This is a genomic window from Chitinophaga sancti, assembly GCF_034087045.1.
Lineage (GTDB): Bacteria > Bacteroidota > Bacteroidia > Chitinophagales > Chitinophagaceae > Chitinophaga > Chitinophaga sancti_B.
In genome coordinates this window covers 1,868,184-1,888,639 of sequence record NZ_CP139247.1, presented here as the reverse complement: position 1 = coordinate 1,888,639, position 20,456 = coordinate 1,868,184, and the positions used below count along the sequence as shown (strand labels likewise).

The window sequence follows — 20,456 nt, the reverse complement described above, 5'->3', positions numbered from 1 at the left end:
CTAACCAAAAACATTGACCTATGAATTATTTTTATTTACTTTCACCCCTGCTAAAATATCCACAATCATGCTTAGAAAAGGTCTCATGCTGTGCAGTCTTTTGTACTGCCAGTCCCTATTTGCTGACACTACTGACCTGGTCAGGTACGTAAATACCCTTCAAGGTACCAATTCCAGTTTCACCCTCACCAGAGGCAACACCTATCCCACCACTGCCCTTCCATTTGGAATGCATACCTGGACACCACAAACAGGTAAAAATGGTGATGGCTGGAAATACCAGTACGAAAAAGACAGCATTCGCGGGTTTCAACAAGCCCATCAATGTAGCTCATGGTCTAATGACTATTGTGTATTCTCGCTCATGCCCGTTACCGGCACACTGGCCGTAAACCAGTTTCAGCGTGCGGCACGATTCAGCCACAAAAATGAAATTGCGAAACCCAACTATTACAAGGTTACGCTCGACAACAAAATCACTACAGAAATTGCACCTTCAGAAAGAGGAGCACACCTGCGGTTTACATTTCCCCGCTCCGGCGATGCATGGGTAGTGCTGGATGGATATACCCGTATCAGTAATGTAAAGATCATTCCTGCCGAAAGAAAAGTCATCGGGTATATTAACAACGGCCAGCAGTTATCCAGAGAGCTGCGTAGCTATTTTGTATTACAATTCGATCAGCCATTCACTGCGTTTGGTGTGTGGGATAGTAAGACAGGCACCATCACTGCCGATACACTCAGTGGTAAAAACGCATATATAAAATTCAAAAAAGGTGCTGTTGTACAGGTAAAAGTTGCCAGCAGTTATATCAGCCAGGATCAGGCTGAACTGAACCTGCAAAGAGAATTGGGTAACTTTGCGTCCTTTGATCAGACAAAGGCTGCTGCATGGAAAGTATGGAACGACTATCTGGGTAAGGTAAAGGTCGAAGGCGGTACACCTGCACAAAAAGCCACCTTCTATTCCTGCTTTTTCAGAGCCAGTTTATTCTCCCGCCAGTTCTTTGAATATGATAAGGATGGATTACCTTATTACTATAGCCCATATGATGATAAAGTGCATGCAGGTTACCTGTATACAGATACTGGGTTCTGGGATACCTTCCGTGCCCAGTTTCCGCTCAATGCGTTGCTGCATCCCACTATGCATGGTCGTTATGTAGCAGCATTGCTGGATGCATATGATCAATGTGGCTGGTTACCTTCATGGTCTTTTCCTGGTGAAGGTGGAAGTATGATCGGAAATCATGCGATCTCTTTATTGGCAGATGCATGGGTGAAAGGACTGCATACTTTTGATCCGCAAAAAGCATTGAAAGCTTATTTGCATGAGGCGACGAACAAAGGTCCATGGGGACCGGCGAATGGCCGTGATGGCTGGAAAGAGTATTATACTTTAGGATATGTACCTTATCCTGGTGTGAGAGAAGCGACTGCCAAAACACTGGAATATGCATATGATGATTTCTGCGGGTATACCCTGGCGAAGGAAACAGGTAATACATTTTGTGAAGGTGTGTTTAGCAGGCAGATGTACAACTATAAAAATGTGTGGGATAGTGTGACAGGGTTTATGAGAGGAAGAGAGGCGGATGGCAGTTTCAAAGCAGATTTTGATCCGATCGAATGGGGAGGCCCGTTTACCGAGGGGAATGCATGGCATTGGCAATGGTCAGTATTTCATGATATACAGGGATTGATCAACCTGATGGGGGGTGATAGTAATTTTGTGCATAAGCTGGATGCGGTGTTTGCTTCTCCTAATAATTATAAAGTAGGGACTTATGGTGGGCCGATACATGAGATGACGGAGATGGTAATGGCGAATATGGGGCAGTATGCACATGGCAATCAGCCCATACAGCACATGGTCTATTTGTATAACTATGCAGGGCAGCCGTGGAAGGCGCAGTATTGGGCGAGAGCTGTGATGGAGAAGTTGTATAATGCGACGGAGAATGGATATCCGGGAGATGAGGATCAGGGACAGACCTCTTCATGGTATGTGTTGAGTGCATTAGGGTTTTATAGTGTGTGCCCGGGAACGGATCAGTATGTGATAGGTAGTCCGGTGTTTAATAAAACCACCATCACTTTAGAGAATGGGAAGCAGTTTGTGATAGAGGCGAATAATAATAGTATGAAGAATGTGTATATCAAATCGGCTACGCTGAATGGACAGGTGTTGACGAAAGATTGGTTATCTCATACCATTATTACTAATGGCGGCATCTTACATTTAGAAATGTCCGATCAACCAGAGAGGTCTCGTGGTATTGCCATAGCCGATAGACCATTCTCCTTAACTCAATATGGCAAATAACAGCCCGAACAAAAGCGTCCTCCGCAGGAGGACGCTTTTGTTCGGGCTGTGCTGAATTCTACATGGTGGCTCTGCCACCATGTAGAATTCAGCACATATTTCATTTTATATCGTGCGCCCCATTACCGGGTCTGTAATACTCATTGCTCCTGTTTCCACCCTGCCTGCATACCTCCTTGCACAACCATCCACCATCACACTGAAATCATACCAACCACCATGATCTGATAAAGCAAACATCACCTGTTTCTTTGCCTTTGTCTCCAACATCAACTCCTGCTGTTCTCCTCTTTTATAACCATTATCCTTCACAAAGACCGTGTGGTTCCTACTATCCAGATTATTCAAATGAAACACTATCTTCGCCATCCTCGCATTCACCTCATACTTACACACACATTCCACCTGCGGATCTTTACTGTTCCCTCTGAACTCCCTTAAGAAACCATTCGGCCCATACACACTCAAATAATACCCTCCATTTTCAAACTGCGTCAACGGCCACTCATCCTTCAAAGTATCTCCTGCTGCAACCGTATATGCCCAATTCTTTGCAATGTCATGCGCATATACATTGAATGGCGCACCAATCCCTTTGCCACTGCCAAAGCTGATTTCAAAATGCTTTTTATCTTTACTCAACATCCCCTCTACATGCAAATCATACGGTAATGCAGAAGACGGCTTTGTTCCCTTTTCCTGCCTCGCCATATATGGTGCATTCGCAGGATCTGCATTGATAGCTGCAATTTCATCTTTTGACAATAACTTAAACCCTGCAGGAATCTCTTTGAACTTCGCCATGTGAATCGTTTGAATATATTCATCCCTCACAATCGGCTTCAGCTCCGTCGGCTTATCTCCGGTAAATGGTTGGAACACAGAACTCAAATCCCCACACACCGTACGTCTCCATGTACTGATATTCGTTTCTATCACTTTCTTGCCCGTCTTATGCTCCAGGAATTTCTCCAGGAACTGTAAGGTAGAAGTATGATCAAATACCTGTGAATTCACCACCCCTCCTCTACTCCAGGGCGATGCGATGACTAATGGTACACGATAACCTAATCCAATAACACTCTCGCGTATATCTTCCTCTTCCCAACCTTTCTTCTTCATCTCCTGCTCACGTGTTACGAATTCCGCTGCCAGATCAATCCCTTTAGACGCCTTCCCATGGCCCTCTCCATGGGGAGGTACAAATGGTGGCACATGGTCAAAGTCGCCATCATTTTCATCATATGCTAAGATGAACACCGTCTTCTTCCACACTTCCGGATTCTGTGTGAGTATATCCATTACTTCCGAAATATACCACGCACCATACCATGGTGAACCAGGATGATCAGAGAAGGCTTCAGGTGCTACCAGCCATGATACAGTCGGTAACTGCCCTGTTTTCACATCTTCGCGGAACTGGTATAGCACATCTCCTTTGGGTACATTCACCACTCTTTCCACATTGCCATCATGATAATGCAGTGGGGTGAGTTTGTGATAATCAGGGTCTTTCTTATTCGTTACAAAAGCTTTGTCATGCAGGTTCTTTTCACGTTGCGACAATGCAGCATACTTCTCAGCATTGTACTGTTCATGGTGTTTTTTCCATTCTGCCAGTTTCTCTTCGCGATCAGCTCTCTCATCATGCGGCAGTGCTTTATCTTCTAACTCTTTTTCCAAACGTGCAATTTCTCTCTGCACATGTTGCAAATGTGCTTCGGATAATTGCGGCTTATATTGTGTAAAGAACTCCAATGGATTGTCTGTGAAATTCGCCAGCCATGCATCCTCCTCTCCATCTAAACCTACCCCCACACTCAGTTCATTCTGGTACACTTTCCAGGAAATACCGGCATCTTCCAGTCTTTCAGGATACGTGGTCCAGCTACCAGGTTCAGGATAATCACATTCATTGTTACGCACTGCCGGAATCCCTTCCTGGTTACGTATCGTACCACTCCAGAAATACAAACGATTCGGCGTTGTACCTGTGAGTGAGGAACAGAAGTTCTGGTCGCAAATTGTGAAAGCATCTGCCAGTGAATAATAGAATGGAATATCTTCTCTTGTATAATACCCCATGGTCATCGGCAGGTGTGCATATGCTTTATTGCCGGAGCGTTTTACATCCAGCCATTTATCATACTTACCACCATTACGTGCATCTACCTGGTTCTCCCAACTATGTGGCAGGCTGCTCATCCACGTCGCTTTTGAATCTTTCAGATCCAGCCGGAAAGGTGCATAGGTTTCTCCTTCCTTGTTCGATTGCAGCCATACCAGATTTTTATTCGGCAACTGTATAGCGCGTGGATCATTGAAGCCGCGCACACCTCGCAATGTACCATAGCAATGATCAAATGATCTGTTCTCCTGCATAAGTATCACGATGTGCTCAGCATCCAGATATGTGGTGCCGGGAGCAGGGTCAATGGCCAATGCTCTTTGAATGGCAGGGGGCAATACGCCCGCCAGTCCGGCGCCGCCGGATAATAGTGCGGCTTTTTTAAGAAATTCTCTCCTGGTATCCATATGCTAGACAAGTTATTATAGAAATTACAAACTACTAAGTGGAATTGAAAAGATTCATACTTTTTTAATACCGGATTGATTCAGGATGGCTTCGCCATCCTGAATCAATCCGGAACCAAAACAAAAAGGGAAGGCTTGCTATGCAAGCCTTCCCTTTTTGTTTTGGTTCCGGCAATAAAAAAGCCGCTCGTTACGAGCGGCTTTTTTATTGTTGCAATATCTTTTGATTGCTGTAATATCTTACTTCTTATGCGTTGTCTTCTTTGCAGCTGCCGGTTTCTTATTACCTGTTGCTTTCTTACTACCTGCTGCTTTCTTCGCAGCTGGTGCCTTCTTCTTACCAACCGGCGCTTTTGCTCTTGATGCAGGAGTTGTTTTTACTGCTGTTTTTGCTTCCGGTGTCGGCGCTAATTTAGCCGGCGGTGGAAACTTAGACTTATCTACACCTGTCGCTTTATCATCCAGCATCAGGGCCAGAGATTCTTTCAGGATCTCCTCTTTTTCTGCCTGGAACTGTTTCATTTTGTCTTTTGGAATGCGCAGATCATAGCTATTATCTGGACCTGACATCATCCTTGCGAAATCAGGGTTCAGGTGTTCCAGCTGTGCCTGTTCTACATTCAGTTTCTTAGCGATCGCATCAAGGCGGTATTTGCCGGAAATGTTGAACTCTACAGTATTGTACATTTCTTCTTCTGTCAGTTCAGTTGAAGTGTAGGCTACTGAGGAAGCCGGAACATTGATTGTGCTTATGCCAGGATGATCACTGTTGTCATCATTCCCCACACCGAAGAAGGTATTGAACCTATCGAGGATGTAACCGGTCGCGATGAATTTGTACACATGGTTCCTGGATTCAGCAGGCAAAAAATACTGCATGCCCCAGAAATCGCTGCGCCCACTTGCAGCCATAGCGCGTTGTACACCACCAGGACCGCAGTTGTAAGCTGCTACGACAAGTAACCAATCACCGAACTGGTTGTACAGTTCATTGAGGAACTTAGCCGCTGCTACAGTGGATTTGTAGAAGTCTTTACGTTCGTCTACTTTCTTACCTACGCTCAGACCGAAGATGCGTGCAGTACCTGACATAAACTGCCAGGCGCCTACAGCCCCTACACGGGAACGGGCGTTGGTGTTAAAACTAGACTCAATAACCGCCAGGTATTTCATTTCTTCAGGAATACCATGTTCTCTAAAGATTTTTTCTACCATCACAAAGTATGGTTGACCCCTGGAGATCATTACCTGCAGATGTTGGCTATACCTGCTGGCAAAGTTATTGATGTATCCAGCTACAATGTTGTTGTTGATCTGTTCATAGACCTTTGGATTGCTGATGCTGGACGGCAGGCTTTGTGCGTTTTGACGCACGACCTGAGAGGTTACTGAAGGAACAACAATTGTGTCCTTGGGTAACCGAACTTTGTGGTTCAATACCGTAGTATCTGGGCCTCCTATGGGAGTAACCACCTTCTTAGGTATGCCGTTGCCACCATTCGCTTCAAAATGCCATGCACCCAAAGTTGGTAACAGCAGTAGTAAAAAGATTTTCCTCATACACATATTATATTTTAAACAGGAGTGACCTGCTTTGATTGCATAATTGTCTCTGCAATATTTAACAGGTTCGCTTCGCTAAATTTCTTTGTGATGATCTGTACACCATAAGGCATCCCATTTGAATGCCGCTGCAAAGGTACGGAAATTGCCGGAACTCCGGCCAGGTTTGCCAGTACCGTATAGATATCTGCCAGGTACATGGCAATAGGGTCATCTGTTTTCTCCCCTATTTTAAAAGCTGTCGACGGCACAGTTGGCATCAAAATCGCATCATAAGTTGACAGGATTTCTGATAATTTGTTGACCACCAGTCTCCTCACCTGCTGCGCTTTCGTAAAGTAAGCGTCGTAATATCCAGCGCTTAGCACGAAAGTGCCCAGTAAGATACGTCGTTTTACTTCTATACCGAAACCTTCCGATCTGCTTTTCTTATAAAAATCTGTTAAATCTAAATTCTGAAGCGGTGTCCTATGTCCATATTTTACCCCATCGAAACGGGAAAGATTGGATGAAGCCTCTGCTGTAGTTAATACATAATAAGCAGGTACTACATAATCCAGATAGGCGAAATCCACCGCTGACACTGAATTTCCTGAGGCATTCAGTTCTTCAAAAAAGCTTTGGTACGCCTCCTTCATTTCAGGGTCCAATCCAGGGTGAAATATCGCGTCCTTTAAATACGCGATTTTCCACGATTTATTGTGTTCCCTTGTTTGATAATCAGGCACTTCTTCTGAAGATGCCGTACTATCATAAGCGTCGGGCCCTGCTATTTGTTGTAGTACACCTGCCACATCTGCAACATTCCTGCCAAAGATGCCTATCTGATCAAAAGAGGAAGCATAAGCGATCAGTCCGTAGCGGGAGATCCTGCCATAAGTCGGTTTTAAGCCAACTATTCCACAGAAATCCGCTGGCTGACGTACAGAACCACCGGTATCGCTGCCCAGGCTTACCATACACAGATCCGCCTGCACCGCTACCGCCGAACCACCTGATGAACCACCAGGTACACGAGTGATATCCAATGCATTGAGTACTGGTCCATGTGCCGAATTCTCATTAGTAGACCCCATTGCGAACTCATCGCAATTGAGGTTACCTATCAAAATGGCATCTGCCTCCAGCAATCTTTCGATAGCGGTGGCGGAATACATAGATGTAAACCCTTCCAGCATCTTCGATGCCGCACTTATTTTATGCCCTTTGTAGCAGATCACATCCTTAATCCCGATCACAACACCCCCCAGCGACCCCAGCTTTTCCCCGTTTTGTAGACGGGCATCCAGCTCAGCTGCTTTTTGAAGAGCTTCCTCTTCCCAAACCTCCAGGTATGCATTCAGATGTTTTGTCTTTGCTATACGGTCAAGGTAATATTGCACCGCTTCCGTACAGGTTGTTCTGCCGGCGTATAATGCTTCATGAAAAGCCGATATACTGCTGAATTCAGACAAAGCCAAACCAGTTAATTGCTTGAAAAAATAAAATATCAGGTCAAACTCGTAAGCCGGACACAAAAAGTGTTGCGTCCAGGTTGTGGCATACTTCAGGTTTTATGACGTGGAAATGCTAGTCTATGACTATCATAGGCACACGACTTTTCCTTTTGTTTGAAATATTTAAATCAATAAAGTACAGGAAGGAATTAAGCTCCTTTCTGATCTGTAGTAGAAGGTGTTTCCTTCATTCCCTCTTCGATCTCCTTACGTACATTGTTTTTGGCATCGTTGAACTCACGGATACCTTTACCAAGTCCGCGCATCAGTTCAGGGATTTTCTTACCGCCAAATAACAGTAATACAACCAGGGCGATCAGCAACAGTTCACTCATACCCAGATCCTGGAACAATAACAGTGGTGATTTTACAATAACGGCAGTCATTTTCTCTGTTTTAAAATGTTAAGCTAACAAAGATAGGTAATAAAATCCGGGATTCAATTGTACCGTTCGAAGATCAGAGAAACTTTAATTCCATTTTAAGAGTGGGCAGACGGGGTCAACAAGGGATATTTTCCCTGCAGTAGTCAGATCAACATGAGTAGAGGTTGCTGGTATCGGGAAGTGACAAAAAAAACGGGAACCGGAATGGTCCCCGTTATCACTAATTTCCCTGTATTTATACTAAACCCTTTTTTCTTTAATACGAGCAGCTTTACCAGCGCGTTCACGCAGGTAGAACAGTCTTGCTCTTCTTACTTTACCAACTTTGTTCAGTACGATACCATCGATGTTTGGAGAGAACAGAGGGAAAACTCTTTCTACACCAATTCCATCAGAGATCTTTCTTACTGTGAATGATGCAGTAAAACCAGTACCCTGGATTTTGATTACATCACCTTTGAAGGACTGGATTCTTTCCTTGTTACCTTCAACAATTTTATAGTTTACAGTGACATTGTCACCGGCTTTAAACTTAGGGTATTTTTTTGTATTACCTGTCAGTTGCTCGTGAACAAAAGAAATCGCGTTCATCTTTCAAATTTATTTATCGGACTGCAAAGGTAATCGAGAAATCCACAACTTCCAAATAACAGTGCCTTTTATTAAGGAATATTTTTTTAACTAATTGAAAATGAGTTCAATTTTGGCTTAACTTTTTTAATGGATGAAGTTGCTGGTAAAATTTGCTTTGCGAATGCAGTCAAAATGCGAAGAAGGGATAAATGAGTGAAACTCCTTGCTGGTGGCTTTAATACGGGCAGATAAACCAATAGCCTGCCTGTTCTAGTGCTTATCCAGCAAATCAGGCCTGCGATCCCTGGTCCTTTCCAGGGCCATCTCATGCCGCCAGTTATCAATCTTCTTATGATCTCCGCTCATCAGCACTTCCGGTACCTTCCAGCCCCTGAACTCCTCAGGACGGGTATATACGGGTGGCGCCAGCAGGTTATCCTGGAATGAATCCAGCAAGGCAGATTGCTCATCATTCAACACTCCCGGAATCAGTCGACCTATCGCATCTACCAGTACCGCTGCCGCCAACTCGCCGCCGGATAGTACATAGTCACCAATAGAAATCTCCTTTGTCACGAAATGCTGACGGATCCGCTCATCGATACCTTTATAATGCCCACACAACATCAGCAGGTTTCCCTTCAGCGACAATTGGTTTGCAATCCCCTGGTTCAGGGTCTCGCCATCCGGTGTCAGATAAATGATCTCATCATAGGAGATCTTTTCCTGCAGGGTCTCAATGGCCCTTACTACCGGCTCCAGCATCATCACCATACCTGCCCCTCCCCCGAACTGATAATCATCTACCTGCTTTTGCTTCTGGGTAGAATAATCCCGGAGATTATGGGTGTGTATTTCCAGCAATCCTTTTGTCTGCGCCCGTTTTAATATCGAGTGCGAAAAGGGGCTTTCCAGCAACCCTGGCTGTACGGTAATAATATCGATCCTCATGTGTTAATAATTCTAATCCATGTAAATATCCAGCAATCCTTCAGGCAGGTCTACATGCACAATCTGTCCTTTCTTATCCACCTTTACCAGCGATTGCTCATTCAATGGCAACAGTACCTCTTTCTCCTTATACATGATCTTCAGCAATACCTGCATCGGCATTTCGATCACTTCTTCTATCACCCCCAGTTCGCCCAGCTCTTTGTCATGCACGGCATAACCCAGCATGGCCAGCGGAGCAGACGACGCTGCCTGTGCCTTAAAATCTGCCTCTCCCAGGTAAACAGGCGTTTGTACCAGCTTACGGGCATCTTCCTTGGTGTCAATGCCTTCCAGCTTCACAAAGGTATGCTCATGGTCCTTCACACTCGCTTTCTGTACGAAATAGGGTATAAAGCTGTTCTTACGCTCTTCCAGGAAGATGGCTTCCACCCCTTGCAGGGATGCCCTTTTGCCCAGGCTGTGCTTCAGAATAAACTCACCCTGTAATCCAAATACAGAAACCAGTTTACCTATGCTAAAGTAATTATTCATTATCTGACGACTAATAAGTAAAAAGGGAAATACCCTTGAGTATTTCCCTTTCAGTATTTTATTTGAAAGCCTGATTAAGCTTCGCCACCTTCCTGTTGAGCAGAAGCGTCTTCTACTCTTCTCACGATTGGTGTAGCGATTCTAGCTTTCTTGTGGCTATCGCGACGTGCAGCAACTTTCTGCTCGTGTTCAGCCTGCCATTGTTCGAATTTCTGGAAAGCAGTAGGCTCGTCGAACAGGCCCAGCTTTACACCCCTCAACAGGTGCTTCAGGTAAAGCACACCTTTGAAAGACAGGATTCTTCTAACGGTATCAGTTGGCTGAGCACCTTTCTGTAACCAACGCAGTGCCTTTTCAGTATCAATGTTGATAGAGGCAGGAACTGTCAGTGGATTGTAAGTACCGATCTTCTGAATGAACTTACCGTCTCTTGGCGCGCGAGCATCGGCAACTACGATAAAATAAAAAGGTCTCTTTTTAGCGCCATGACGTTGTAATCTGATCTTGACTGGCATAAATAATTCGAATTATTTTTTTGCGAGTTGTTAAAAAATATTATTCAATTGGGGCAGCAAAAGTAATCTTAAAAAGAATTAGTTCAAAATATTTTCTGTTAAAAATTCCCTTTGCTGCAAAAAGTTTTGTTTCCAGTTTACCTGGTTTCGCTCCTAAAGCTGGCTTTTTTATTTGCCCATTGCTCTCAGACCTCTACCTCCGGCACCAAATTTATTCATTTGTTTCATCATCTGGCGCATTTGTTCAAATTGTTTCATAAACTGGTTTACATCCTGGATGTCTTTACCGGCGCCTTTCGCAATACGGCGACGGCGGCTGCCATCAATCAGGTCTGGATTGCTACGCTCTGACGGGGTCATAGAGCCGATAATAGCTTCTATACCTTTGAAAGCGTCATCACTGATATCAATATCTTTGATAGCCTTACCGATACCTGGGATCATACCCATCAGGTCTTTCAGGTTACCCATTTTCTTAATCTGGTTCAGTTGCTCACGGAAATCATCAAAATCAAACTGGTTCTGACGAATCTTCTTTTCCAGCTTCTTCGCCTGCTCTTCGTTGAACTGTGCCTGCGCGCGTTCTACCAGGGTAGTGATATCACCCATACCCAGAATACGCTGTGCCATACGCTCAGGGTAGAACACATCGAGGGTATCCAGCTTTTCGCCCATGCTCACAAACTTGATGGGCTTCTCAACTGTGTATTTGATAGTTAATGCAGCACCACCACGGGTATCACCATCCAGCTTTGTGAGTACTACTCCACTGAAGTCCAGGCGTTCATTGAAGGCTTTGGCAGTATTTACGGCATCCTGACCTGTCATGGAGTCCACGACAAAGAGGATTTCGTTTGGTTTTACAGCAGCCTTTACATTGGCTACCTCAGTCATCATGGCTTCATCGACTGCCAGACGACCGGCGGTATCGATGATCACGACAGTATTACCATTCTGCTTAGCCTGTGCGATCGCATTCTGGGCAATTTTCACAGCGTCCTTGTTCTCAGGTTCACTGTAAACTTCTACACCAATCTGCTCGCCCAGTACTTTCAGCTGATCGATCGCCGCAGGACGGTAGATGTCAGCTGCTACCAGCAGGGGCTTTTTACCTTTTTTAGTTTTGAGAAAGTTAGCAAGTTTACCGGAGAAAGTGGTTTTACCGGAACCCTGCAGACCTGCGATCAGGATAACTGAAGGATTGGATTTGATATCCAGTTCGACTTCGGCCCCTCCCATCAGTTCCGCCAACTCGTCTTTCACGATTTTCACCATGAGCTGACCCGGAGAAATGGCAGTAAGTACCTTTTCACCCAGCGCTTTTTCCCTTACCCTGTCGGTAAAGTCTTTCGCGATTTTATAGTTAACGTCAGCATCTACCAGCGCACGGCGGATTTCCTTTACGGTACTGGCAATATTTATTTCACTGATACGGCCTTCACCTTTCAACTGCTTGAAGGCGGAGTCGAGCCGCTCTGATAATGATTCAAACATCAGAAACCTATTTTTAATTAAGCCGGGAAATAGCTTAAGGGTTGCAAAAATAATAAAAAGGTAGCGAAAAGAAATATCTAATAATCCCCCTCCCGCCTTCGGCAAAACAGGATTATCCGGCCAGGTAGCCCCCGGTGAGGAATAGAAAGGGGTTCTTCGCCCCGATTATAACAATAACCCATAGGTAAATCGCCCATAAGCCGTAGATAACCCGCCTCTTTATAAATGCGGGTTATAGGCGGGTTATAGGCGGGTTATGGGCGGCTTATAGGCGGCTTATCTCCCTGAGAGTGCTAAGGAAGTAGCGAAGCCGAACGATATCGGCCTGAAATAAAAAAAGGATAATACCAACCGGTATTATCCTTTTTCAATATGATGAACGTAAATCTATACTTAGTTGCCCAGGTAGTTCCTCAGCAGTTTGCTGCGGCTGGTAGTTCTCAGCTTGGTGATCGCCTTATCTTTGATCTGGCGAACCCTTTCGCGGGTGAGACCGAACTTCTCCCCTATATCTTCCAGAGACATCGGATGTTCTACTGCGATACCAAAGTATAGCATAATTACATCTTTCTGACGATCTGTGAGTGTAGATAAAGAACGTTCTATTTCGCGACGCAGTGAATCGTGGTGATCCAGTTCCTCATCTGCGCTGCTTGCATTTGGATTTGCCAGTACATCCAGCAGGGAATTGTCTTCTCCGTCGATGAAAGGCGCATCCATAGATACGTGACGTGCTGCAACACCTAAAGTGGCTTCAACTTCTTCCGTATTGATTTCGAGAATAGTAGCCAGTTCGTCTGGTGAAGGTTCTCTTTCAAATTCCTGTTCGAGTTGAGAGTATGCTTTGCTGATCTTATTGCTCAGACCTACCTTATTAAGCGGCAAACGAACGATGCGGCTTTGTTCTGCCAATGCCTGCAGGATAGATTGACGAATCCACCATACGGCATAAGAAATAAATTTAAAACCACGTGTTTCATCGAAACGCTGTGCAGCCTTAATAAGACCGAGGTTGCCCTCATTAATCAGATCACTGAGAGATAAACCCTGGTTCTGATATTGCTTGGCAACAGATACCACGAAGCGCAGGTTAGCCTTTGTAAGCTTTTCCAGTGCTCTCTGATCTCCTTGCTTAATGCGGATAGCCAGGTTCACTTCTTCCTCCGGCGTGATTAAGTCTACTTTCCCAATTTCCTGTAAGTATTTTTCCAGTGATTGGGACTCACGGTTAGTGATGGACTTAGTGATTTTGAGTTGGCGCATTGACATAAAGACTCGGAACAGTTACAGGTGAAAAAAACGTTACCTTTTTGATGAATGCCAGACAAAAATAAGTTTTTTTAGATAGTAGCCAAAATAAATTGTTACTTGTTGAATCATTTTTAAGCAAAAACGTTTCACCATTCACAACGTACATATTAGATGGCTGAAATGCTCATCTGACAGTAAATTGCTGTGAAAGAAGTGCTGCGAAATGCTAATGTATCGTTAATTTTCATAATAGAATTGTTATTTATAAAGTGTAAAAAGATTTGGGCAATTATTAAAAAAAAACGCAAAATAATTTTGACAGAATAAATATTTTTCTATAATTGCAGCCAGATGATATTGATTTACTAATTACTTTGAGCGATGTCTAAGAAAGTGCAATATGAGTTGGAATACCCCGTACGGTGCTCACCCAGTATCTTATATGAATTCCTATCTACACCTGCTGGATTACAGGAGTGGTTTGCGGATAAAGTAGATTACAGGGACAACGTATTTTCCTTCTCCTGGAATGGATCTGTTGAAGAAGCGGAGGTACTGGAACAGGAAGAAGATGAGTTTATTCGTTTACATTGGAAACATGCGCCCAAAGAAGAATTCTTTGAATTTCGCATTACCATTTCTGAAGTAACTAACGAGACAATCCTGATTGTAAGGGATTTTGCAGAGAAAAAAGAAATAGCTGACCAAAGCCAACTATGGGATTACCAGGTAAAAGACCTATTCCACCGTATTGGCAACTAACACCAACCGTTTCAAAAGCCGCACAATAACTGTAATAGTAGTGTATAATCGTCCACTACGCCAGGTATTAGTCCTTCCCAGCTCTCCAATGGCCAGGGCTTTGCGATCTTAATAAATGGAAGCCGGTGTATAAGCATTTCAAATTCCGATGCCGGCAAAGCTGATATAGAAATGAAATTCCCGTTCTCAAAATCATGATGCCAGGGATCGTCCTCTCTTACATAGATCTGAAACCGGGCAGCAGATAGTGCCTGCCAGCCATCGATGATTGTCTGAGAATACCGCTGTTTCAACTCCCCGCCGAGATGCAGCGTGGCGATAAAATAATGTCCCCACCAGAACATGGTCCGGAATGCAAAAATATCCTCACGGTTGAAGTAGCGTGGATAATCCAGCATGATATAAGGCAAATCTTTGTAACGTTCTCCCTTGCTCAGTTTACCGCCTCCATCTCCAGGAAACGACATTTCCTGCAGGGGAAGTGCTGCCTGTAAGGCAACATGCAGGTCGCCCAGCAGGCTCATCACCTTTTGCAAAATGTTATTTTTCAGATAAATCCAGTCAGGATTTGCCACAAGTGCCTGTTCCTCAACAGTAAGGATTACTTTGTTCATAGGTGCAAAGATAAATTTAACCTTATTTTAAACGCCGATATTCGTGACTATCGGAAATCATGTTAAATTTGCCCATTCTAAATGCCCGCTTTACAGTTATATGCAATTGCAACAACACAGACAGCGGTCATTTTAGCAGGGAAAAGGTTTTTTATGCCTTTTTTCTGCACAGGCATAAACCAAAGAATAATACTAATAAACAGCACCTTAACGTTAGAGCAGGAGTGAAAAAACTGGATAAGCTAATCATAAAGACCTTTCTGGGCCCCTTCGTGGCTACCTTCTTTGTCACCTTGTTCGTGCTCATCATGCAATTCCTCTGGAAATACATTGATGACCTGGTGGGAAAGGGACTGGATACACCTGTGATTATCGAACTGATCACTTATACCAGTGCTAACCTGGTATCCCTGGCACTCCCGCTGGCAGTACTCCTGTCTTCTATCATGACCTTCGGTAACCTGGGCGAAAGCTTTGAACTCGTTGCCATCAAATCGTCTGGTATCTCCCTGCTGCGCTTCATGCGCCCCGTACTGTACTGCTGTTCCATCATCGCTGTGCTGGCTTTCCTCTTTAACAACTATGTGATGCCGGTGGCAAACCTCCGCGCCAAATCACTCCTCTACGATATTACAAACTCCAAACCCGCCTTCAATATCAAGGCTGGCGTGTTCTATACAGATATTCCGGACTATACCATCAAAGTAGCCAACAAGGAAAAGGATAACAAAACTATCCACCAGGTCATGATCATCGACCATAGCCCAGGTGGCGGCGACAAACTGATCCTTGCCAAAAAAGGCGAAATGGTACTGTCTAACGACAAACGCTTCTTATACTTTATCCTGGAAAACGGCTGGCGCTATGAAGAACGCGGCAACCGCAACTTCAACCAGCCAGGTGACCTGATCAGACTGGGCTTCAGCCAGTATAAAAAAGCATTTGACCTGAGCTCTTTTGCTTTTAGCCGCCTGGATATGGGCCTCTTCGCCTCTAACCAGCAAATGCTGAATGTGAGACAACTGGATAAAGCCATCGATTCACTGAAGGAACAGGAAAAAGTCTTTACCCGTACTGTGAATGTATATATTACCAGCCGCTATCCGTTCGGACAATGGAAAGATACCGGTTGGCTGGCGACCGCCCCTCCTATCAAAACAAAGAACTTCAAGGACCTGGTGCCTGAAGATGCCCGTCGTTTTGTATTCGAGAGAACAGAACAAAGTGTTCGTGATGGTCAGAGTAACCTGGAAGGCCCTGCCAAGGAATTCCAGGATAAACACAATACCCTGATCCTGCACAAGGTAGAATGGCAGCGTAAATTTACACTGGCCTTCTCCTGTATCGTGATGTTCCTGATCGGTGCACCCCTTGGCTCTATCATCCGTAAGGGTGGCCTGGGTACCCCACTTATCTTTGCCGTTGCATTCTTTGTGATCTTCAATATATTCTTTATGACGGGCGAGAAAATGGCCCGTAAAGACGTAATGGCTACCTGGAGTGGCATGTGGTTGTCAAACATCGTGTTGATCCCCATCGCCGTGTTCCTGATCGTGAAAGCCATGAACGACTCCAACCTGTTCAATAAAGAATTCTATGTGAGGATCTTCAACAGGATAAAAAAGTTCTTTATAAGAAATACTCTCAAACCTACAACCTGAGTAGTTACACTATTTTGGCCTGCGAACTACAGGTATCCAATGCCAGCTGACGAAATGCGCATATGAAAATTCATATGCCCGTAAATGTCATGAGGATACTATGTCATGACCAATCGCAGGACTAAAAACGAGCAACTACTTAGCATACCTACAACGTTAAAATTCAAGAAAATTGAAAACGATTGTTACACTGTTCGGCAAGAACGCATGGTTCTTTGTGCCATTCCTGTTATGGGTAGTAACAGGAGCTATCCTACAAATTTTCTTCTTTACGCATGAAGAATTATTTCTGGCTATCAACAGCTTTCACGCTCCCTGGGCAGACGTTGTCATGTCCTGGCTCACCTATGTCGGCGACGGTATCACCTTTGCCATAATGCTGGTGGTGATCCTGGCCCTGCGTAAATTCCGGATGTTCCTCAATGCAGGTTGTATCCTGCTGCTGGTAACCATCCTGATACAAACTGCCAAACATTACTTCAACGCTCCCAGACCTATTAAATACTTCGAAGATCCAGCCATCATTCATACCGTAAAATGGGTAACCGTTCACGGAGGATGCAGCTTCCCTTCCGGTCATACCACGACTGCCTTCGCCATGTTTTGCTTCCTTTCCCTGATCAGCCGTAATAAGTTGATGGGACTGGTGTTCATTATGCTGGCATTTTGTGCTGCCTGGTCCAGAATTTACCTGGCGCAGCACTTCTTTATCGATGTGTATGTAGGAAGTATTATCGGTACATGCAGCAGCATCCTGCTTTACATGGTATTCGATAAAAGAAAAGGGAATACACCTGCCGAAATTATTCCCGAAGCGGCTATAGGTCTTAGTTGATTTAGTTATTTTTGTTGATTTGTTAATCAGGAAGAATAAAGGAGTCTTAACAGATCAATCTAAATTACGGAATGAAATACCTGCTTATCGCCATTGCGGCTGCTATCCTGTTCGTCCCTTTTCTGGGGCATGTGCACCTGTTTGACTGGGACGAGATCAACTTTGCGGAGGCAGCAAGGGAGATGCTGGTAACACATAACTACTCTCAGGTTCAGATCGACTTTGCCCCTTTCTGGGAAAAGCCGCCATTATTTATCTGGATGCAGGCCATCAGCATGGCCCTGTTTGGTGTCAACGAATTTGCCGCACGTTTTCCTAATGCCATCATTGGCATTGCTACTATCGTTACGCTGTTTGGTATCGGGAAAAAGCTGGCTGATGAAAAGATGGGCCTATGGTGGGCACTGGCATATGCAGGCTCATGGTTACCACATTTTTATTTCAAGTCAGGGATTATTGACCCAACCTTCAATTATTTCATATTCTTAGCGATTTACTGTGTGTTTCGCGTGCCTTATTCGGCAAAGCCAAACAGGATTGCTATCCTGGGTGGTGTTGCACTGGGATTGGCAGTACTGACGAAAGGGCCGGTAGCTATACTGGTGAGTCTGCTCACTTTCATCGTATACTGGATTGTGAAAAAAGGGAAAACAGGGATTAAGCTGCCGCAGCTGGCACTGATCACTTTGTTTGCCTTTATTACTACAGCGCTGTGGTTTGGGTATGAACTGCTGGCTCATGGCTGGTGGTTTATCAATGAGTTTGTGACTTACCAGATCCGTTTGCTCACGACACCTGATGCAGGGCATGGGGGGAATTTCTTTTATCACTGGATTGTATTGCTGGTGGGTTGTTTCCCTGCGAGTATTTTCCTATTCAGTTATTTCAGGGGAAAGAAGGATCGGTCTATTTATGGTGGCGCACAGGGTGCAGAGGTGAGAGATTTCAGAACATGGATGTGGGTGTTGTTTTGGGTGGTGTTGATCCTGTTCTCTATTGTAGAGACGAAGATTGTGCATTATTCTTCTTTGTGTTATTTTCCATTGAGCTTTCTGGCAGCTTGGCAGATATATAGAATTACAGAAGGGAAAGTGGTGTTGCGCGCATGGAATATTGTGCTGATGTTGTTGATTGGAATGCTGATAGGTACAGCGATCACTTTATTGCCGATAGTAGGTGTGTATAAGCAACAGCTGATATCTGCAATTGGAGACAAGTTTGCGAAAGCTAATCTGCAGGCAGATGTATCATTTTCATTGTGGGAGAGTGCGTATGGGGCAGTCTATTTGTTGTTGGTGATTGTGAGTGCTGTGTTGTTGTTTAATAAGAAAGTGAAGGTGGGGATAGTAATGTTGTTTGTGAGTACGATAGGGGCGATACAGATTACGGTGGTACATTTTACACCGAAGATAGAGGCGTTTTCACAGAGAGCGGCGATAGAGTTTTTTGAGTCGTTTCAGGGGAAGGATGATTATGTGCAGGTGTTGAGTTATCATAGTTATGCGCACTTGTTTTATACGAAGAAGTTGCCGGCGACGAATAAGAATTATTATAACCAGGAGTGGCTGTTGAAAGGGGCGGTGGATAAGCCGACGTATTTTATTTGCAGAATTACAGATAGTGAGCCTTGGAGGAAGGATCCGAATCTGGAAGTGATAGGAGAGAAAAATGGGTTTGTGTTCTTTAAGCGAAAATGAATTAATAAATAATAGCAAACCAAAACGCTCTTGCCTCCGGCAAGAGCGTTTTGGTTTGCACACAAATTAAAAGGGCTGGCTTTTCGCCAGCCCTTTTAATTTGGATAATTATTTCACTGCCGCAGCATACAACTTATCCACTTCATTCCAGTTAATCACATTCCAGAAAGCATTGATATAATCAGGACGTACGTTATGATACTTCAGATAATAAGCATGCTCCCATACATCCAGTGCCAGAACCGGCGTACCCGTTTCCTTCACAATCCCTTTCATTAAAGGATTATCCTGATTTGGTGTCGATATCACCTGCAGCTTTTTAGCTGGTGTAACAATGAGCCACGCCCAACCAGAACCAAACACTGTTTTTGCAGCAGTATTGAATGCATCCTGGAATTTCTCCCATGAGCCAAAAGATGCTGTTACAGCAGCTTTCAGTTTATCGGATGGAGTGGTTTTAGTAGGTGACAGCAATGTCCAGAACAGAGAGTGATTGTAGTGACCACCACCATTGCTACGAATGGCTTTATCATCAGCTTTTACCGCAGCCAGAATTTCATCCAGCGTCAGGCTTTCGTACTTAGTACCTTTTACAGCGTCGTTCAGATTTTTCACATAGCCGCCATGATGCTTATCATGGTGGATTTCCATTGTCATCTTGTCGATGTTTGGTTCCAGTGCATCAAAAGCATAAGGCAAGGCAGGCACAGTAAAAGGAGCTTTTGGGCTATTTCCGTTCGTATCTTTTTTCCCTTTCAATGAAGCAGCACTCACCATACCGGCAGGGTTGCCCACAGCAGCAGCAACGCTGGCAAGGCCGGCTAACTTAATAAATTCTCTTTTATTCATATACCAGGTATTAAAAATTATGATGTAGATAATTCTTCAATTTACGACGACCTGCTATATGCCACAAATACTACACCAATTATTAAAAAAATTTAATCAATGACTGCGTTGTGGCAACTACGTATTTCACGGTTTATTCCTAAAATAACGTCTATAAATCACATTCTTTTGAAATTAATTGTTATTTTACCATAGCTTTCATGTGAAACTTTAACAAATTTTTTTATTTGATTATAAAAACTATTTGTCCCGAAACTACATGATGACGAACCAATATATGTAGTACGCTAACTAACTAGGCTCTCTGAGGGCTTCAACCTTATGCCGATACATATCTCTACACTTATGGGTGGGTGCTGATACAATATTAAACTTATTAATTATACAATTAATATTCCAATTTATACCATT

Annotated in this window: 16 protein-coding genes and 1 pseudogene; 5 read left to right on the top strand and 12 right to left on the bottom strand. The window is 44.1% G+C overall.

Features of this window, described 5'->3' with window-relative positions:
- Positions 1–67 precede the first annotated feature (67 nt).
- Positions 68–2,329, top strand: coding sequence for a GH92 family glycosyl hydrolase (locus SIO70_RS07950; RefSeq protein WP_320580401.1), 2,262 nt, complete (start codon positions 68–70; stop codon positions 2,327–2,329).
- 105 nt (positions 2,330–2,434) lie between these two features.
- On the opposite strand, the gene SIO70_RS07945 is transcribed toward SIO70_RS07950, so the two are convergent.
- From SIO70_RS07945 to SIO70_RS07900, 10 genes and pseudogenes are all read right to left on the bottom strand, one after another.
- Positions 2,435–4,864 carry a phosphocholine-specific phospholipase C gene (locus SIO70_RS07945; RefSeq protein WP_320580400.1) on the bottom strand — a complete coding sequence of 810 codons (2,430 nt, stop codon included), beginning with the start codon at positions 4,862–4,864 and terminating at the stop codon, positions 2,435–2,437.
- Between the two features lie 240 nt (positions 4,865–5,104).
- A complete protein-coding gene (locus SIO70_RS07940) occupies positions 5,105–6,424 on the bottom strand; it encodes a lytic transglycosylase domain-containing protein (RefSeq protein ID WP_320580399.1) in 1,320 nt (439 codons plus the stop codon).
- 14 nt (positions 6,425–6,438) lie between these two features.
- Entirely contained in the window at positions 6,439–7,881 is a 1,443-nt protein-coding gene (gene gatA, locus SIO70_RS07935; protein ID WP_320580398.1) for an Asp-tRNA(Asn)/Glu-tRNA(Gln) amidotransferase subunit GatA, read from the bottom strand.
- A gap of 191 nt (positions 7,882–8,072) precedes the next feature.
- Positions 8,073–8,309, bottom strand: a complete 237-nt coding sequence (locus SIO70_RS07930; protein ID WP_116857021.1) for a twin-arginine translocase TatA/TatE family subunit — start codon at positions 8,307–8,309, stop codon at positions 8,073–8,075.
- A 240-nt stretch (positions 8,310–8,549) separates the two neighbouring features.
- Positions 8,550–8,900, bottom strand: coding sequence for a 50S ribosomal protein L19 (gene rplS / locus SIO70_RS07925; protein WP_083730152.1), 351 nt, complete (start codon positions 8,898–8,900; stop codon positions 8,550–8,552).
- Between the two features lie 252 nt (positions 8,901–9,152).
- A complete protein-coding gene (trmD, locus tag SIO70_RS07920) occupies positions 9,153–9,833 on the bottom strand; it encodes a tRNA (guanosine(37)-N1)-methyltransferase TrmD (RefSeq protein WP_320580397.1) in 681 nt (226 codons plus the stop codon).
- 12 nt (positions 9,834–9,845) lie between these two features.
- A complete protein-coding gene (gene rimM / locus SIO70_RS07915; protein ID WP_320580396.1) occupies positions 9,846–10,367 on the bottom strand; it encodes a ribosome maturation factor RimM in 522 nt (173 codons plus the stop codon).
- Between the two features lie 263 nt (positions 10,368–10,630).
- Positions 10,631–10,882, bottom strand: a pseudogene (gene rpsP / locus SIO70_RS07910) (30S ribosomal protein S16); the annotation flags it as partial.
- Positions 10,883–11,050: 168 nt separating this feature from the next.
- On the bottom strand, positions 11,051–12,376 hold the full coding sequence (ffh, locus tag SIO70_RS07905; protein ID WP_320580395.1) for a signal recognition particle protein: 1,326 nt from the start codon (positions 12,374–12,376) through the stop codon (positions 11,051–11,053).
- Between the two features lie 393 nt (positions 12,377–12,769).
- Positions 12,770–13,639 (bottom strand): RNA polymerase sigma factor RpoD/SigA, encoded by an 870-nt coding sequence (locus SIO70_RS07900; protein ID WP_072365353.1) that lies wholly within the window; start codon positions 13,637–13,639, stop codon positions 12,770–12,772.
- A gap of 369 nt (positions 13,640–14,008) precedes the next feature.
- Between SIO70_RS07900 and SIO70_RS07895 the strand changes: the two genes are divergently transcribed.
- On the top strand, positions 14,009–14,389 hold the full coding sequence (locus SIO70_RS07895) for an START-like domain-containing protein (protein ID WP_083730147.1): 381 nt from the start codon (positions 14,009–14,011) through the stop codon (positions 14,387–14,389).
- Positions 14,390–14,400: 11 nt separating this feature from the next.
- On the opposite strand, the gene SIO70_RS07890 is transcribed toward SIO70_RS07895, so the two are convergent.
- Complete coding sequence (locus SIO70_RS07890; RefSeq protein WP_320580394.1) at positions 14,401–15,003, bottom strand: hypothetical protein; 603 nt, start codon at positions 15,001–15,003, stop codon at positions 14,401–14,403.
- A 224-nt stretch (positions 15,004–15,227) separates the two neighbouring features.
- Between SIO70_RS07890 and SIO70_RS07885 the strand changes: the two genes are divergently transcribed.
- The 3 genes from SIO70_RS07885 to SIO70_RS07875 all read left to right on the top strand — a co-directional run bounded on the left by SIO70_RS07885 (position 15,228) and on the right by SIO70_RS07875 (position 19,196).
- The gene (locus tag SIO70_RS07885; RefSeq protein WP_320580393.1) at positions 15,228–16,664 is read left to right on the top strand and encodes an LptF/LptG family permease; all 1,437 of its coding nucleotides are present in this window, start codon (positions 15,228–15,230) and stop codon (positions 16,662–16,664) included.
- 172 nt (positions 16,665–16,836) lie between these two features.
- The gene (locus SIO70_RS07880) at positions 16,837–17,499 is read left to right on the top strand and encodes a phosphatase PAP2 family protein (protein ID WP_320580392.1); all 663 of its coding nucleotides are present in this window, start codon (positions 16,837–16,839) and stop codon (positions 17,497–17,499) included.
- A gap of 71 nt (positions 17,500–17,570) precedes the next feature.
- Complete coding sequence (locus SIO70_RS07875) at positions 17,571–19,196, top strand: glycosyltransferase family 39 protein (RefSeq protein WP_320580391.1); 1,626 nt, start codon at positions 17,571–17,573, stop codon at positions 19,194–19,196.
- Positions 19,197–19,304: 108 nt separating this feature from the next.
- Here SIO70_RS07875 and SIO70_RS07870 read toward each other — a convergent pair whose 3' ends face one another.
- Complete coding sequence (locus tag SIO70_RS07870) at positions 19,305–20,045, bottom strand: superoxide dismutase (protein ID WP_320580390.1); 741 nt, start codon at positions 20,043–20,045, stop codon at positions 19,305–19,307.
- Positions 20,046–20,456 lie beyond the last annotated feature (411 nt).

Bases quoted from the DNA above. Each gene is read 5' to 3' on its own strand.
- SIO70_RS07950 (WP_320580401.1), top strand. From the start codon at position 68: ATGCTTAGAAAAGGTCTCATGCTGTGCAGTCTTTTGTACTGCCAGTCC.
- SIO70_RS07945 (WP_320580400.1), bottom strand. From the start codon at position 4,864: ATGGATACCAGGAGAGAATTTCTTAAAAAAGCCGCACTATTATCCGGC.
- SIO70_RS07940 (WP_320580399.1), bottom strand. From the start codon at position 6,424: ATGAGGAAAATCTTTTTACTACTGCTGTTACCAACTTTGGGTGCATGG.
- SIO70_RS07930 (WP_116857021.1), bottom strand. From the start codon at position 8,309: ATGACTGCCGTTATTGTAAAATCACCACTGTTATTGTTCCAGGATCTG.
- rplS (WP_083730152.1), bottom strand. From the start codon at position 8,900: ATGAACGCGATTTCTTTTGTTCACGAGCAACTGACAGGTAATACAAAA.
- trmD (WP_320580397.1), bottom strand. From the start codon at position 9,833: ATGAGGATCGATATTATTACCGTACAGCCAGGGTTGCTGGAAAGCCCC.
- rimM (WP_320580396.1), bottom strand. From the start codon at position 10,367: ATGAATAATTACTTTAGCATAGGTAAACTGGTTTCTGTATTTGGATTA.
- ffh (WP_320580395.1), bottom strand. From the start codon at position 12,376: ATGTTTGAATCATTATCAGAGCGGCTCGACTCCGCCTTCAAGCAGTTG.
- SIO70_RS07900 (WP_072365353.1), bottom strand. From the start codon at position 13,639: ATGCGCCAACTCAAAATCACTAAGTCCATCACTAACCGTGAGTCCCAA.
- SIO70_RS07895 (WP_083730147.1), top strand. From the start codon at position 14,009: ATGTCTAAGAAAGTGCAATATGAGTTGGAATACCCCGTACGGTGCTCA.
- SIO70_RS07890 (WP_320580394.1), bottom strand. From the start codon at position 15,003: ATGAACAAAGTAATCCTTACTGTTGAGGAACAGGCACTTGTGGCAAAT.
- SIO70_RS07875 (WP_320580391.1), top strand. From the start codon at position 17,571: ATGAAATACCTGCTTATCGCCATTGCGGCTGCTATCCTGTTCGTCCCT.
- SIO70_RS07870 (WP_320580390.1), bottom strand. From the start codon at position 20,045: ATGAATAAAAGAGAATTTATTAAGTTAGCCGGCCTTGCCAGCGTTGCT.